Raw genomic sequence first — 14,215 nt, 5'->3', positions numbered from 1 at the left:
CCGCGGCAGTACCAGGCGAGGGGGCGATTCGGGGCGCAGCGGAAGGCAACAAACCCCCCAGGAGGTCCGTAGGTGGACACATCGAACAGACCACCGGCGACGGCCACGCCGCCGGTCGAGGATCAACGAGTATGGAAAGCGGGCCGGCTCGCGCCGATGCCCATCAGGAAGCTCCCCGACGCGCCTCCCTCGGTGCACCTCATCGGGCCGACGGTGTTCCTCGTCGCCCTCGGCGTGGGCATGGGCGAGTCGTACATGTGGCCCCGGCTGGTGCTGCTGTTCGGGCCCGAGATCAGGTGGCTGTTCCTGATCGGCGTCACGCTCCAGGCCGTGGTCATGCTGGAGATGGCCCGCTACGCCATGGCCACGGGGGAGAGCATCTTCTCCGGCGCGGCCAGGGTGTTCAAGCCGCTGATGTGGTTCTTCTTCGTGGTGGCCATCGCCGTCTACATCTGGCCCGGCCACCTGTCCGCAGGCGCGGCGGCGTTCGAGGAGATCACCGGGATCCCCTGGGTGGTGACCGCGATCGCCGGGCTGATCCTCGTCGGCGTGGTCTTCACCCTCGCCAAGGTGATCTACAACCTGCTGGAGAACGTGCTCTCCCTGCTGATCGGGGCGCTCGTGCTCGGCACGGCCGTGGTCGCCGCCATGGTCGGCTCCTGGGGAGACGTGGTGTCCACGATCACCGGCATGTTCTCCTTCGGCTACCTGCCTCCTGAGGCCATGACGGCCACCTGGTTCCCCGTCATCGTCGGCGCCTGCGCCTTCGCCGGTCCTTCGGGCATGCAGCAGATGTGGTACACGCTGCACCTGCGTGACTCCGGGGCCGGCATGGGCGTGCACCAGCCGAAGGTGGTCGGGCTGCGCCACGCGGGCGCCCAGGAGGAGCAGGAGGCCCGCGGGTACATGTTCGACACCTCCGACCCGGCCGAGATGGCCAAGTGGAAGGGCTGGCGGCGCTGGGTCACCTTCGACGCGCTGCTGCTCTTCTGGGGCATCACCATGCTGGTCACCATCTCCTTCACGGTGATCGCCCAGGCGGCGGTGCGGATCGACCCGGCCGTGCGCTCGGCGCTGCTGGCCGACGACCGCGAGGTGGCGCTGACCGCGATGGCCGGCGCCGTCTCCTCGGCGGGCAGCTCGGTGCTCGGGACCGTGTTCCTCGGCTTCATCGCCCTGATCGGCCTCAACGCGACGCTCGGGCTGTTCGACTCCTTCTCGCGCGGCCAGGCCGACATGACCTACAACTTCATCCCCGGTGCGAAGAAGCTGGGCATGTCCCGCCTGTACGGCATCTTCCTCTGGGGCGTGATCATCTTCGGCATCCTGATCCTGCTCTTCGGCCCCGCCGACGGTCCCAGCGGGATCCTCGACACGCTGGCGTTCCTGTCGACGTTCGCGATGGGCGCGTACTGCGTGACCCTGCTCCTGGTGAACAACCGCATGCTGCCCAAGCCGATCAGGCCCAAGTGGTGGGCGAACGCGATCATCGCGCTGGGCGCGGTGTTCTACCTGGGCATGCTCTTCTACAGCCTGTTCGCCTACGGCGTGGTCGTGGGCTGATGACCGGACGGCACAGTTTCGAGCTCGCCCTGCCGGGGGCGTCGATCGGAGCCGTCGCCGGAGCCATGGCCGGTGGGCTGATCCTGCTCGCGGGACGGCCCATCGCGATGGCCGCGCTGTCGGCCCTGTCCCTCGCCGCGCCGCTCGCCTTCTTCGGCGGCCTGTACGGCGTGCTCCTGGGCCACCGCGTGTTCCGGCCGGGCACGTTCGGGCCCGTCGGCCTCTACTGGATGGTGGCCTTTCCCCTCTCGCGCCTCCTGCAGGAGAGCGTGGCCGGGGCCGGCATGGCCGACGGCGTGCCGCTGTTCCTGGCGTACCAGGCGATGATCAGCCTCGGTTTCGCGATCGGCTTCCTGTGGATGCACGAGCGGCTCATGCCGCACTGGCTGGTCCGGGTGGCCGGCGGCAACCCCGCCGCCAAGGAGCTGCTCGACCAGTACATCCGTTACGCCCGGATGATGCAGGCGAGGAAGGGAGCGCGTAGGTGAACCTGCCGCTGTGGATCTGGGCGGCCACGATCGGCGGATTCTGCGTCGTACTCGCCGTCGACTTCTACCTCGTCGCCCGCAACCCGCACGAGCCCTCCTTCCGGGAGTGCGTGGCCTGGGTGTGCTTCTACGTCGGCCTGGCGGTGGCCTTCGGGGCGGGCCTGCTCCTGCTGCCGGGCCCGGCGCACGGCGGGGAGTTCTTCGCCGGGTGGATCACCGAGTACTCGCTCAGCGCGGACAACCTCTTCGTCTTCCTGCTGATCATGAGCCGCTTCCGCGTGCCCAGGGAGTACCGCCAGAAGGTGCTGCTCATCGGCATCGTGCTGGCGCTGGTCCTGCGGGGCGGCTTCATCGCGGCCGGCGCGGAGGCGGTGTCGAGGTTCGACTGGCTCTTCTACGTCTTCGGCGCCTTCCTCGTCTACACGGCGTGGAAGCTGATGAGCGAGCGGGACGAGGAGGCGGAGTTCTCCGAGAACGCCGCGCTGCGCGTGGTGCGCAGGGTGCTGCCGGCCACGGACACCTACTACGGCGCCCGCCTGACCGTGCACCTCGGCCGCAGGATGGTCACCCCGATGCTGATCGTGATGATCGCCATCGGGACCACCGACCTGCTGTTCGCGCTGGACTCCATCCCGGCCATCTTCGGGCTGACGAAGGAGCCGTACCTCGTCTTCACCGCCAACGCCTTCGCCCTCATGGGGCTGCGCCAGCTGTTCTTCCTCATCGGAGGGCTGCTGGACCGGCTGGTCTACCTCAGCAAGGGCCTGTCGGTCGTGCTGGCGTTCATCGGGGCGAAGCTGATCCTGGAGGCCCTGCACCACGACGGGGTGTCGTGGGCGCCGGAGATCCCGATCCTGGTGTCGCTCGGGGTCATCGTCGGCACCCTCGCTGTGACGACGGTGCTCAGCATGATCAAGTCGGCACGCGATGCCAGGGCGGAGAAAGCGGAGGAGCCGGAGGAATCGGCGGAGGAGCCGGAGCCGGCCGGGGAGCGCTGATCCGCGCCGGGCGCGGGGCGGAGGCCGCTGCTGGCCGAGGGTGGCCGCCCCCCTGTCGCCGATCGTGCCGGCGGCTCTGTCCGGTGGGTGCCCAGTGAAGGTGTTCAGTGGGGGTGCTCAGTGAAGGTGTTCAGTGGGAGTGCTCAGTGCGAGTGCCCAGTGCGAGTGCTCAGTGCCGGGGGCTCTTGCGGATGTCGGCGCCGGTGCTCCACTCGCGCAGGTGGCGGTCGGCGTCATCGGCGGAGTAATGCTTCCTGAGAGCGGCGCTCAGGCCGATGCCGACGGCCCGGCCGTCCGCCGCCTGACCGGGCGGATCGCTGAGGAGAAAGCGGAAGAACGCCTTCATCGTCATGCACCTCCAATCGGTGTGGCTCCATCCTCTGCCCGAGGTGTTTCGGAGCATGTGGGCTTGTGTGAACGTCGCGTCAATCTGGACCGTCACCGCAGGCCGGACGCCTGGTGTGCCGGGCGCCGGCCGGGGAGGGGCGCTCAGCCGGTCTTGCGGGTGCGGCGGCGGCGCACCGGCTTCGGGGCCGGCTCGACCGGCTCGTTCTCGCGTTGCTTCATATAAGAGCTGCGCGTGTGCTCGGTGTGCTCGCGCATGATCTCGGCCGCGCGCCGCTCGTCGCCGGCCTCGATGGCGTCGATGAGCGCCGAGTGCTCCTCCCACGAGGCCATGCCGCGCTGGCGGGCCACCGGCGTGTGGTACCACCGCACCCGCCTGGCCACCTGGGCGGCCAGCTCGGCGAGCACCTTGTTGCCCGACAGGCCGGTGACCAGCGCGTGCAGCTCGGAGTTGGTGGCGACGGCGGCCTCGACGTCGTCGGACCGCACGGCGGCGATGCCGCGCGCGCACAGCTCGCGCAGCCGCTTCACGCCGTCCTCGCCCGCGTTCTTGGCCGCGAGGCGCGCCGACTCGGTCTCCAGCAGGGCGCGTACGGCGAGCAGCTGGTCGGCCTCCTCGACGGTCGGGACGTGGACGAACGCGCCCTGGCCCGGGAAGAGATCGACCCAGCCCTCACCGCTGAGCTGCTGCAACGCCTCGCGGACCGGCTGCCTGGAGACGCCGAGCAGTTCGGCCAGCTCGCTCTCGACGAGGTGCTGGCCCGGCTTGAGCTGCCCGGAGACGATGAGCTCTTGGATAGCCTCGATGACGCTCTCACGGAGCGTCGCCGGACGGGGGATCTTCGGGGCCGCCGTCTGACCGGCCTGATCCGACAGCAACATGGGTCACGTCTCCAGGGCTGAATGTCGGTTTTTCGTCGACTGCCTACAGCATACCGTCCTGGGGTTCCCTCCCGCCCATGACCCTCATCACAGCGCGTCATCGCGGGCGCGGCCCCGGATGTCTCGCCGCCGCCTGCCGGCAGCGGCCCGTGCCGTACCAACGGAGAAAAGGATCGGCTTAACGCGGAGTCTCCACTTTCTTCGGGATGAGCCGCAGAACCGGCCGGCGCGCACGGAATCCGGATCAGGCCTTCGTACGCTGGCGATCATGAAAAGGAAAATCATCACTTCCCTCGCATCGGCCACCGCCGCGATCGCCTTCATCTCCCTTACCCCGACCGCCGCGCATGCCGATCCGCCGCCGTCCGGCTGCAGGCACGGGTTCTACTCGCCCCATCAGACCTACGCGTATTGCACCAAGGGCGTGGGCTGGGTGAAAGCGCTCGCCATCTGCTCCAACGGCAAGGCCACAAAGACCGTTCTGGGTGATGTGGCGCCGATCGGCAGAAAGTCGGTGGCCCTTTGCAGCGGCAAGTATCGCGATGCCGTCGACCATTACTTCGTCCTCGGCCGATGATCCGGATCCCTCTCCGCCGCGCCCGCCATCACGCCGGAATGGTGGCGGGCAGGCCGGGGATGCGCAGGCGGGGGATCGCCGGCGCGGGCAGCGCCGCGAGGGCGGCGGCGGCCAGCAGCGCGGCTCCCGGGGCGGTCAGCGCGATGTAGGCGAGCCCTGCGGCCGCCACGCCCGCCACGGCCTTGGCGCTGTAGACCACGGCGTGGATCTCGGTGGCCCGCTCGGCGCCGAACAGCTCGCGTACGAGGCCGGCGAGCAGCGGGTAGAACGCGCCGCCGCCGAGCCCGGCCGCGATCGCGCCGAGCCAGAGCGGAAACGTGCCGCCCGGACGCTCGTGCACGGTCTGGGCGGCCACCGCGAGCAGCACCTGACCGGCGGCCAGCGCGCAGAACACGGCGGACAGCACCCGCCGCCGGCCGTACAGCTCCGACGCGCGCACGGCGACCGCCCTGCCCGCGCCGTTGAGCGCGACGAGCAGCGCCACCGCGCCCCACGCGCCGGTGGCGGCGACCACGATGACGTCGAGCAGCGAGACCGCGCCCGCGCAGACCAGCATCACCGCGAGCGCGGGCAGCGTACGGGTGCGCAGCGCCTGCGCGAGGCCGAACTGCCTGGCCGGCTCGGGCGCCGTGCGCAGGCGGGCCGCGTCGAGCGCGTGGCTGCGCGGGTCCACGTCCTGCGGCCACCACAGGGGAGGGGGCAGGCGCAGGTGCCGGGCGGCGGTGGCGAGCACGGCCGCCGCGATCGCGGCGGTGACGAGGAACGCGGCGCCGGTGGCCTGGGGGAACAGCCCTGCCCACAGCAGCAGCGGCACCGCTCCGTAGCCGAAGGCGCCGGTGATGAGGCCGACGCGGGCGGCGGGGCGCTCGGGGTACCAGGAGGAGACGACCTCGCCGCAGACCCCGTACACCAGGCCCGCGCCGAGGCCGCCGAGCACCGCGTACCCGGCGAGCGCGGCGGGTGACGGGCCGGAGGTGAGCCCGGCGGTGGCCAGGCCGAGCCCGGTGAGCGCGGCCCCGGCCGCCAGGCACGGGCGCACGCCGAGCCGCCTGCGGCGTACGAGGTGCAGCGCGGGCAGCGCGCCCGCGGCCTGGACGGCGATCCAGACGGCGAGCGGCATCAGGCCGCCCGCCTGGCGGGTGTGCAGGGCGGCGTAGCCGTACTGGAGCGGGCTGATCACCGCCATCGAGGCCAGGGCCAGCCGGAACATGCGCACGCGGTCGGCGGGGACGGGGCCGGGCAGGTACGAGCGCCCCCGCCAGTCCTTAACTGCATTCTCCATACAGTATGGAATATCCAGAATGCCGTAGCCTGTCGAGACCTGGACGCCGAATACTCCATACGGTATACCGTCTACAAAGGAGGCTCGAATGGACCTGTACGAGTACCAGGCGAAGGAGCTCTTCGGGCGTCACGGGATCCCGGTCCCCGCCGGCCGGGTCGCGGCCACTCCGGAACAGGCCCGCGAGATCGCGGCGGAGCTGGCCACGCCCGTGGTCATCAAGGCCCAGGTGAAGACCGGCGGGCGGGGCAAGGCGGGCGGCATCAGACCGGCGGCGGGGCCGGAGGCGGCCCGTGCGGAGGCCGGGCGCGTGATCGGCATGGACATCAAGGGGCACACGGCCCACCGGGTGCTGGTGGAGCCGGCGATCGTGCCGTTCGAGGAGTATTACGCCGCCTTCCTGGTGGACCGGGCCGAAGGCGCGTACCTCGCGATGGTGTCGGCACAGGGCGGCATGGAGATCGAGGAGCTGGCGGCGCGCGACCCCGACGCCATCGTGAAACTGCCGATCGACCCGGCGACCGGAGTGGACGCCGGCACCGCGCGGCTGCTCGCGGCCACGGCGGGCCTGCCCGAGCAGACCGCCGAGGTGCTGGAGAGGCTGTGGCGGGTGCTGGTCGAAGAGGACGCGCTGCTGGTCGAGGTGAACCCGCTGATCTGCACCACCGACCAGCGCGTCGTGGCCCTCGACGGCAAGGTCACGCTCGACGACAACGCCGCCTTCCGGCACGACTGGCAGGAGTACGCCGAGCGGTCCGGCAGCCTCGAGGCCCGCGCCAGGGCCAAGGGGCTCAACTACGTCAAGCTGGACGGCACGGTCGGCGTGATCGGCAACGGCGCTGGCCTCGTCATGAGCACGCTCGACGTGGTGGCGGGCGCGGGCGCGGACCCGGCCAACTTCCTCGACATCGGCGGCGGCGCCTCCGCCCAGGTCATGGCCGACGGGCTGGAGATCATCCTCGCCGACCCCGACGTGCGGTCGGTGCTGGTCAACGTCTTCGGCGGCATCACGGCCTGCGACGCCGTGGCCGGCGGCATCGTCACCGCGCTGCGGCTCCTCGGCGACCGCGGCCACGGCAGGCCCATCGTCGTACGGCTCGACGGCAACAACGCCGAGGTGGGCCGGCGCATTCTCAGCGAGGCCAGGCACCCGGCGGTACGCCAGGTCTCCACCATGGACGGCGCCGCCGAGACGGCGGCGCGACTCGCGGCAGGTGCGTGATGGCGATCTTTCTGACCAAGGACAGCCGGGTGCTCGTGCAGGGCATGACCGGCGTGGAGGGCAGCAGGCACACGGCCCGCATGCTCGCCGCGGGGACCGACGTGGTGGCCGGCGTGACGCCCGGCAAGGGCGGGCGCTCGGTGGACTTCGGCGAGCGCACGGTGCCGGTGTTCGGCTCGGTGGCCGCGGCCGTCGCCGAGACCGGGGCCGATGTGTCGGTGGTGTTCGTGCCGCCGCGCTTCACCGCCTCGGCCGTGGAGGAGGCGATCGAGGCGGGCGTGCCGCTCTGCGTGGTCATCACCGAGGGCGTGCCGGTGCACGACGCCGTGCGCTTCCGCGCGCTGGCGCGCGGGCGTACCAGGATCATCGGCCCCAACTGCCCGGGACTCATCAGCCCCGGGCAGTCGTCGGCCGGGATCATCCCCGCCGGCATCACCTCCGCCGGCCGCATCGGCCTGGTCTCGAAATCCGGCACGCTCACCTACCAGCTCATGTACGAGCTGCGCGACCTCGGCTTCTCCACCGCCGTCGGCATCGGCGGCGACCCGGTCGTGGGCACCACGCACATCGACTGTCTCCAGGCGTTCCAGGACGACCCGGGCACCGACGCCATCGTGATGATCGGCGAGATCGGCGGCGACGCCGAGGAGCGGGCCGCCGCCTACATCGAGCGGCACGTCACCAAGCCCGTCGTCGCCTACGTGGCCGGGTTCACCGCGCCCGAGGGCAAGACGATGGGCCACGCGGGCGCCATCGTGTCCGGCTCCTCGGGGACGGCGCAGGCCAAGAAGGAGGCGCTGGAGGCGGCCGGCGTACGGGTGGGGAAGACGCCATCGGAGACCGCGCGGCTGCTGCGCTCGGCCCTGCCGAAAGCGGCCTGTTGAAAGCGGCCCTGTTGAGCGGCCCTATCGAAAGCGGCTCTATCGAAAGCGGCGCTGTCGAAAACGGCCCTGTCGAAAACGGCGCTGCCGAAAACGCCGGAGTCGTGATCCGCGTTTCCGGAGGGCTCGCGCTCGACGTCGACCTGTCGATCCTGTTCACCGGCCTGCCGCTGCCCGAGCTCATCACCGGGGGTGCCGGTGTGCCGGGCCGCGCTCGACGAGGAGGCGGCCTTCCAGCGGCTCGCGCCGTACGCGTCAGATCGCGCCGAAGCGGGTCGCCGCCAGCAGGACAATGAACGTCAGCATGGCGACCCGCAGCAGCTTGCCGCCCGCCCCGAGCGACGGCCACGACAGATAGGCCAGCCAGCCGATGAACGCGAGCACCGGCAGCACCGCCACCCCGCCGAGCGGGTTCGTCACCGCGAACCCGGCGAGCAGCAGCATCACCATCACCGCCGGCGTCACCCAGCGGGGCACCTGCGTGAACAGATACGTGATCGGCACCGCGCTGCGCTGCTCCACCGCCTTGCGCAGCCCGGTCGCGCCCGGCGTGAAGAACTGCTCGCCCGGCGGCAGCGGGCGCTGCTTGCCGCCGCGGATGTCGTCGCGCTTGTCCGCGCGCCTCTTCTCAGGGGCCACGCCGCGAAGCCTACGGGAGTTCGCGCGACTCGTGGGGCCCGCGCCTCTAGGCTGGTCGGGTGCTCGCCGTGATCCGATACACCGTCCCAGAGTCCCAGTCCCAGGACTTCGTCAAGCAGGGCCAGACCATCCTCGACACCTTCGCACAGCAGCCCGGCTACCGGCGCGGCAGGCTCGCCCGCTCCATCGACGAGCCCAACCTGTGGGCGCTGATCTCGGAATGGGAGGGTGCCGGTTTCTATCGCAGGGCCCTGTCGGCCGCCCGCATGGTGATGTATCCGCTGATGATCCTCATGCTCAACGAGCCCAGCGCGTACGAGGACGTTCATACGCAGGACGCCCATCAGGCCCAGGACGCCCCTGACGCGCCCTCCGGGACGTAGTGATTAGTCGCGCGCGAGAGCCGGTGGCCGTGCCCTAAGCTGGGAGCTCATCCAATTTCCCTCGCCGACCTCCAGCCGGAAAGAGAATCAACCAAAATGGCACGACGCACCGACGTCATCGACACCATCGTCAGCCTCGCCAAGCGCCGCGGGCTCGTCTACCCGTCGAGCGAGATCTACGGCGGACTGCGCGCGTCGTGGGACTACGGTCCACTGGGCGTCGAGCTGAAGAACAACGTCAAGCGGCAGTGGTGGCTGTCGATGGTCCAGTCCCGCGAAGACGTCGTGGGCCTCGACTCGTCCGTCATCCTGGCGCCCGAGGTGTGGCGCGCGAGCGGCCACGTCGACACCTTCACCGACCCGCTGACCGAATGCCTGTCCTGCCACAAGCGCTTCCGCGCCGACCACCTCATCGAGGCGTACGAGGAGAAGAACGGCAAGGCCCCTGAGGGCGGCCTGGCCGACATCACCTGCCCCAACTGCGGCAACAAGGGCACCTTCACCGAGCCCCGGCAGTTCAGCGGCCTGCTCAAGACCTTCCTCGGCCCGGTCGAGGACGAGTCCGGCCTCGCCTGGCTGCGGCCCGAGACCGCGCAGGGCATCTTCATCAACTACCTCAACGTGCAGCAGTCGGCGCGCAAGAAGATCCCGTTCGGCATCGGCCAGATCGGCAAGTCGTTCCGCAACGAGATCACGCCGGGCAACTTCATCTTCCGCACCCGCGAGTTCGAGCAGATGGAGATGGAGTTCTTCGTCAAGCCCGGCACCGACGAAGAGTGGCACCAGTACTGGATCGACGAGCGCTACCGCTGGTACTCCGACCTCGGCATCAGCAAGGACAACCTGCGGCTCTACGAGCACCCCAAGGACAAGCTGTCCCACTACTCCAAGCGCACGGTCGACATCGAATACCGCTTCAACTTCGCCGGCTCTGAGTGGGGCGAGCTCGAGGGCATCGCCAACCGCACCGACTTCGACCTGTCGGCCCACGCCAAGGCCTCCGGCGTCGACCTCAGCTTCTTCGAGCAGGAGACCGGCGAGCGCTACATCCCGTACGTCATCGAGCCCGCGGCCGGTGTCGACCGCGCCACGCTGACGTTCCTGCTCGACGCCTACAGCGAGGACGAGGCGCCCAACGCCAAGGGCGTCATGGAGAAGCGCACCGTGATGCGGCTCGACCACCGGCTCGCGCCGGTCAAGGCCGCGGTGCTGCCGCTGTCGCGCAACGCCGACCTGTCGCCCAAGGCGCGCGACCTGGCCGCGCAGCTGCGCCGCCGCTGGAACGTCGAGTTCGACGACGCGGGCGCGATCGGCCGCCGCTACCGCCGCCAGGACGAGATCGGCACGCCGTTCTGCATCACGATCGACTTCGACACCCTGCAGGACAACGCGGTGACGATCCGCGAGCGCGACTCGATGGCCCAGGAGCGCATCTCCATCGAGGGCGTCGAGTCCTACCTGCGCCGGCACTTGAACGACTGACCTGCTCAAGGTCGCCCTGAGGGCCGCTCGCCGCCGTGGCGAGCGGCCCTTTGGCGTCGTGGGGGCGTGGACCGGCGTCCCGGAGCGGCCTCTCGGGGCCGTACACCGAAAATTCGTGTAAAGACGACGGTTACGCTGCTTTTCGCGGTCGCTTGATGACATCCGTCCTGAAGCCGCTCACTGGCTCATACGAGGGACGAGGGATTCATGCGTCAACCACGTTTCGCTCTTACGCTGCTCGCCGCGGCCGCGCTGATGATGACGGGCGGCGCCGCGTTCGCCGAACCGGAGCCGTCCGCCCTGGAGCCGCGGGTCGTCGTGGACGAATGCCACCACGGGAGCGTGCAGCCATGACCGGCCCCGCACTGCTCGAACGCGCCCTGTTCGAGATCAAGCGCGTGATCGTGGGCCAGGACCACATGGCCGAGCGCCTGCTCGTCGCCGTGCTCGCCAAGGGGCACTGCCTGCTCGAAGGCGTGCCCGGCATCGCCAAGACGCTCGCCGCCGAGACCACCGCCACGGTGGTCGGCGGCACGTTCGCACGCATCCAGTTCACGCCGGACCTGGTGCCGGCCGACATCGTCGGCACGAGGATCTACCGGCCGTCGTCCGAGACCTTCGACGTCGAGCTCGGACCCGTCATGGTCAACCTGCTGCTCGCCGACGAGATCAACAGGGCGCCCGCCAAGGTGCAGTCGGCGCTGCTGGAGATCATGGCCGAGCGTCAGGTCAGCATCGGCGGCACCACGTACGAGGTGCCCCGGCCGTTCCTGGTGCTCGCCACCCAGAACCCCATCGAGTCCGAGGGCGTCTACCACCTGCCCGAGGCGCAGCGCGACCGCTTCCTGCTCAAGATCGACGTGGACTATCCCAGCGAATCGGAGGAGCTGGCGATCGTCTACCGCATGAGCGTGGACCCGCCCGCGCCGCAGCGCGTCCTCGGGCCCGAGGACGTCGTCGCCCTCCAGCGCCGGGCCGAGGAGGTCTTCGTGCACCACGCGGTCGCCGAGTACGCCGTCCGCCTGGTGTACGCCACCCGCGACCCCGTCAGGTACGGCATTCCCGAGGTGGGCCGGCAGCTCGCCTTCGGCGCGAGCCCCAGGGCCACGCTCGGCCTGCTGGCGGCCGGGCGGGCGCTCGCCCTGCTGCGCGGGCGCGACTACGTGCTGCCCGAGGACGTACGCGACCTCGCGCACGACGTCATGGCGCACCGGCTGGTGCTCTCCTTCGACGCGCTGGCCGACGGTGTCATGCCCCGGCAGGTCGTGGACCGCGTGGTCGCGGCGGTGCCCCTGCCCATCGTCGCCCCCCGGCAGCGGGCGGACGGGCAGGCGGACATAGGGACGGATGCCGCATGAAGCCGTACCTCACGGCCGAGCCCGCGCTGCGCAGGCTCGAGCTGACGATCACGAGGAGGCTGGACGGGCTGCTCCAGGGCGAGCATATGGGCCTGGTGCCGGGGCCGGGCAGCGAACCCGCGGAGTCGCGGGCGTACCGGCCGGGCGACGACGTGCGGCGGATGGACTGGAACGTCACCGCGCGCACGAACGAGCCCCACGTCCGTGACCTGGTCGCGGACCGGGAGCTGGAGGTCTGGGCGCTGCTCGACGCCACCGCCAGCATGGACTTCGGCACGGTCGCGAGGGAAAAGCGCGAGCTCGCGCTCTCCGCGCTGGCCGCGATCGGCTTCCTCACCCAGCGCACCGGCAACAGGATCGGCGTGCACCTGCTGCACGGCGGCGGGGTCAGGACGCTGCCCGCCAGGACGGGCAGGCCGCACCTGATGGCGCTGCTCCAGACGGCGTTCGCGCTGCCGCGCACCCCGCCGGGCGTGGCCGAGCCGCTGCTCGGCGTCGCCGCCGAACAGCTCGGGCGGCTGACCAGGCGGCGCGGCATGGCCGTCGTCCTGTCGGACTTCCTCGACACGCCCGAGACCTGGGAGGCGCCGCTGCGCCGCCTCACCGCCCGGCACCAGGTACTGGCCGTCGAGGTGATCGACCCGCGCGAGCTGACGCTGCCGGACGTCGGCATCCTCACGGTGATCGACCCCGAGTCGGGACGGCGGCGCGAGGTCGCCACCGGCAGCTCCCGGTTGCGCCGCAAATACGCCGAGGCCGCGCTCGCCCAGCGGGACGCCGTCTCCACCGGGCTGCGCAGGGCCGGGGTGACCCACATGCGGCTGCGCACCGACCGGGACTGGGTGCGCGACCTGGTCAGGCACGTCATGCGGCAGCGCCGCCTGGCCGCCCTGGCCGCCGGTCCCGCCCGCGGGCACGGGCACGCGCCCATGGGCGGGGGAGGAGGTGACGCGGCGTGACCCTCATCGCGCCTCTCTGGCTGCTGCTGCTCATCCCGGTGGCGCTGCTCGCGGTCACGTACGTCATCGTCGCGCTGCGCAGCAGGACCGCGTACGCCGTCCGCTTCGCCAACTACGACCTGCTCGACAAGGTCGCGCCGCGCCGGCCCGGCTGGCGCAGGCACGTGCCTGCGGCGGCGCTGCTGCTCATGTTCGCGCTGCTCGTGGTCGGCTTCGCCCGGCCGACCGCCGAGGTGCTCGTGCCACGGGAGCGGGCGACCATCATGGTGGCCTTCGACGTGTCCGCGTCCATGGCGGCCACCGACGTCTCGCCCAACCGGTTCGAGGCGGCCAAGCGGGCGGCCACCCAGTTCGTCCAAGGCCTGCCGGAACGCTTCAACCTCGGGCTCGTGTCGTTCTCCGGCTCGGCCTCCGTCGCGGTGCCGCCCACCACCGACCGGCAGGCCGTACTGACCGCGCTCGAACGCCTCGGCACCGACTCGGGCACCGCCATCGGCGAGGCCGTCTACACCTCGCTGGAGGCCATCGCCGCGCTCGACGGCGAGGAGGAGGCGCCGCCCGCGCACATCGTGCTGCTGTCGGACGGCTCCAACACCACCGGCCGCACCGTGGGCGAGGCCGCGGCCGAGGCGTCCGCGCGCGGCGTCCCGGTCACCACCATCGCGTACGGCACCCCGGACGGCGTCATCAGCATGTCCGGGCACGACGTACCTGTCCCCGTGGACGGGCCCGCGTTGCAGCGCCTGGCCGAGACCGCGGGCGGCGGCTTCTACGAGGCCGCGAGCGGGGACGAGCTGCAGGCCGTCTACGAGGACATCGGCACCTCGGTCGGCTATCGCACCGAGCGGCAGGAGGTTTGGCAGTGGTTCGTGGCGGCGGGGCTGATCTGCGGGCTGGTGGCGGCGGTGACGTCGATGCTGTGGTTCTCGAGGTTGCCATGAAAGGCATCGGCTCACCGTCCGGCCCTGACTTTCACACCCCGCCCACCGCCGTCGCCACAGGGCCCTCCGGCGCGGGCCGCGCGTCCGGCCCGCATGCGGCGGGCGTGCCGGGCGCGGACGGGGCACCTGGCACGCGAGGAACACCGCGCTCGGCAGGCCCACCGGGCGGGACCGCGCCGTCGTGGGCGGCCCGCTCGGCGGCCGGGGCAGGCGCG

General features: G+C 71.1%; 16 protein-coding genes. 12 read left to right on the top strand and 4 right to left on the bottom strand.

Annotated features, from left to right (window positions below; genetic code table 11):
- Nucleotides 1–72: 72 nt before the first annotated feature.
- The 3 genes from ACGFIM_RS12095 to ACGFIM_RS12085 are packed head-to-tail and all read left to right on the top strand — an operon-like array spanning nt 73 to nt 3,049.
- Entirely contained in the window at nt 73–1,563 is a 1,491-nt protein-coding gene (locus tag ACGFIM_RS12095; protein ID WP_393198696.1) for an Nramp family divalent metal transporter, read from the top strand.
- On the top strand, nt 1,563–2,051 hold the full coding sequence (locus tag ACGFIM_RS12090) for a hypothetical protein (RefSeq protein WP_393198693.1): 489 nt from the start codon (nt 1,563–1,565) through the stop codon (nt 2,049–2,051). The genes ACGFIM_RS12095 and ACGFIM_RS12090 overlap by 1 nt, the downstream gene beginning before the upstream one ends.
- On the top strand, nt 2,048–3,049 hold the full coding sequence (locus ACGFIM_RS12085; RefSeq protein ID WP_393198690.1) for a TerC family protein: 1,002 nt from the start codon (nt 2,048–2,050) through the stop codon (nt 3,047–3,049). Before ACGFIM_RS12090 ends, ACGFIM_RS12085 begins: the two co-directional genes overlap by 4 nt.
- 169 nt (nt 3,050–3,218) lie before the next feature.
- Here the strand turns inward: ACGFIM_RS12085 and ACGFIM_RS12080 are convergent, their stop codons facing one another.
- Entirely contained in the window at nt 3,219–3,395 is a 177-nt protein-coding gene (locus ACGFIM_RS12080; RefSeq protein WP_393198687.1) for a hypothetical protein, read from the bottom strand.
- 143 nt (nt 3,396–3,538) lie between these two features.
- Nucleotides 3,539–4,276 (bottom strand): GntR family transcriptional regulator, encoded by a 738-nt coding sequence (locus ACGFIM_RS12075; protein WP_393198684.1) that lies wholly within the window; start codon nt 4,274–4,276, stop codon nt 3,539–3,541.
- A 268-nt stretch (nt 4,277–4,544) separates the two neighbouring features.
- Here ACGFIM_RS12075 and ACGFIM_RS12070 point away from each other — a divergent pair, with 268 nt between their 5' ends.
- Nucleotides 4,545–4,853 (top strand): hypothetical protein, encoded by a 309-nt coding sequence (locus ACGFIM_RS12070; protein WP_393198681.1) that lies wholly within the window; start codon nt 4,545–4,547, stop codon nt 4,851–4,853.
- Nucleotides 4,854–4,881: 28 nt separating this feature from the next.
- Here ACGFIM_RS12070 and ACGFIM_RS12065 read toward each other — a convergent pair whose 3' ends face one another.
- Nucleotides 4,882–6,135, bottom strand: a complete 1,254-nt coding sequence (locus tag ACGFIM_RS12065; protein WP_393198678.1) for an MFS transporter — start codon at nt 6,133–6,135, stop codon at nt 4,882–4,884.
- A gap of 88 nt (nt 6,136–6,223) precedes the next feature.
- Here ACGFIM_RS12065 and sucC point away from each other — a divergent pair, with 88 nt between their 5' ends.
- Nucleotides 6,224–7,357 carry an ADP-forming succinate--CoA ligase subunit beta gene (gene sucC, locus ACGFIM_RS12060; protein WP_393198675.1) on the top strand — a complete coding sequence of 378 codons (1,134 nt, stop codon included), beginning with the start codon at nt 6,224–6,226 and terminating at the stop codon, nt 7,355–7,357.
- Entirely contained in the window at nt 7,357–8,241 is an 885-nt protein-coding gene (gene sucD / locus ACGFIM_RS12055; RefSeq protein WP_393198672.1) for a succinate--CoA ligase subunit alpha, read from the top strand. The genes sucC and sucD overlap by 1 nt, the downstream gene beginning before the upstream one ends.
- Before the next feature lie 252 nt (nt 8,242–8,493).
- Here sucD and ACGFIM_RS12050 read toward each other — a convergent pair whose 3' ends face one another.
- Nucleotides 8,494–8,877 carry a DUF6703 family protein gene (locus ACGFIM_RS12050; protein WP_393198669.1) on the bottom strand — a complete coding sequence of 128 codons (384 nt, stop codon included), beginning with the start codon at nt 8,875–8,877 and terminating at the stop codon, nt 8,494–8,496.
- Nucleotides 8,878–8,936: 59 nt separating this feature from the next.
- On the opposite strand from ACGFIM_RS12050, the gene ACGFIM_RS12045 reads away from it, so the two are divergent.
- The 6 genes from ACGFIM_RS12045 to ACGFIM_RS12020 all read left to right on the top strand — a co-directional run bounded on the left by ACGFIM_RS12045 (nt 8,937) and on the right by ACGFIM_RS12020 (nt 14,000).
- Complete coding sequence (locus tag ACGFIM_RS12045) at nt 8,937–9,260, top strand: antibiotic biosynthesis monooxygenase family protein (RefSeq protein WP_393198666.1); 324 nt, start codon at nt 8,937–8,939, stop codon at nt 9,258–9,260.
- 96 nt (nt 9,261–9,356) lie between these two features.
- A complete protein-coding gene (locus ACGFIM_RS12040) occupies nt 9,357–10,742 on the top strand; it encodes a glycine--tRNA ligase (protein ID WP_393198663.1) in 1,386 nt (461 codons plus the stop codon).
- A gap of 207 nt (nt 10,743–10,949) precedes the next feature.
- Entirely contained in the window at nt 10,950–11,096 is a 147-nt protein-coding gene (locus tag ACGFIM_RS12035; RefSeq protein ID WP_393198660.1) for a hypothetical protein, read from the top strand.
- Entirely contained in the window at nt 11,069–12,100 is a 1,032-nt protein-coding gene (locus ACGFIM_RS12030; RefSeq protein WP_393198657.1) for an AAA family ATPase, read from the top strand. The genes ACGFIM_RS12035 and ACGFIM_RS12030 overlap by 28 nt, the downstream gene beginning before the upstream one ends.
- On the top strand, nt 12,097–13,059 hold the full coding sequence (locus ACGFIM_RS12025; protein WP_393198654.1) for a DUF58 domain-containing protein: 963 nt from the start codon (nt 12,097–12,099) through the stop codon (nt 13,057–13,059). The genes ACGFIM_RS12030 and ACGFIM_RS12025 overlap by 4 nt, the downstream gene beginning before the upstream one ends.
- A complete protein-coding gene (locus ACGFIM_RS12020; RefSeq protein ID WP_393198651.1) occupies nt 13,056–14,000 on the top strand; it encodes a VWA domain-containing protein in 945 nt (314 codons plus the stop codon). Before ACGFIM_RS12025 ends, ACGFIM_RS12020 begins: the two co-directional genes overlap by 4 nt.
- Nucleotides 14,001–14,215 lie beyond the last annotated feature (215 nt).

Origin of the sequence: Nonomuraea sp. NPDC049309, assembly GCF_043196965.1 — a bacterium.
GTDB classification, from domain to species: domain Bacteria; phylum Actinomycetota; class Actinomycetes; order Streptosporangiales; family Streptosporangiaceae; genus Nonomuraea; species Nonomuraea fastidiosa.
The sequence above is the reverse complement of the archived record's forward strand: the minus strand, read 5'-3'. Positions and strand labels throughout refer to the sequence as shown.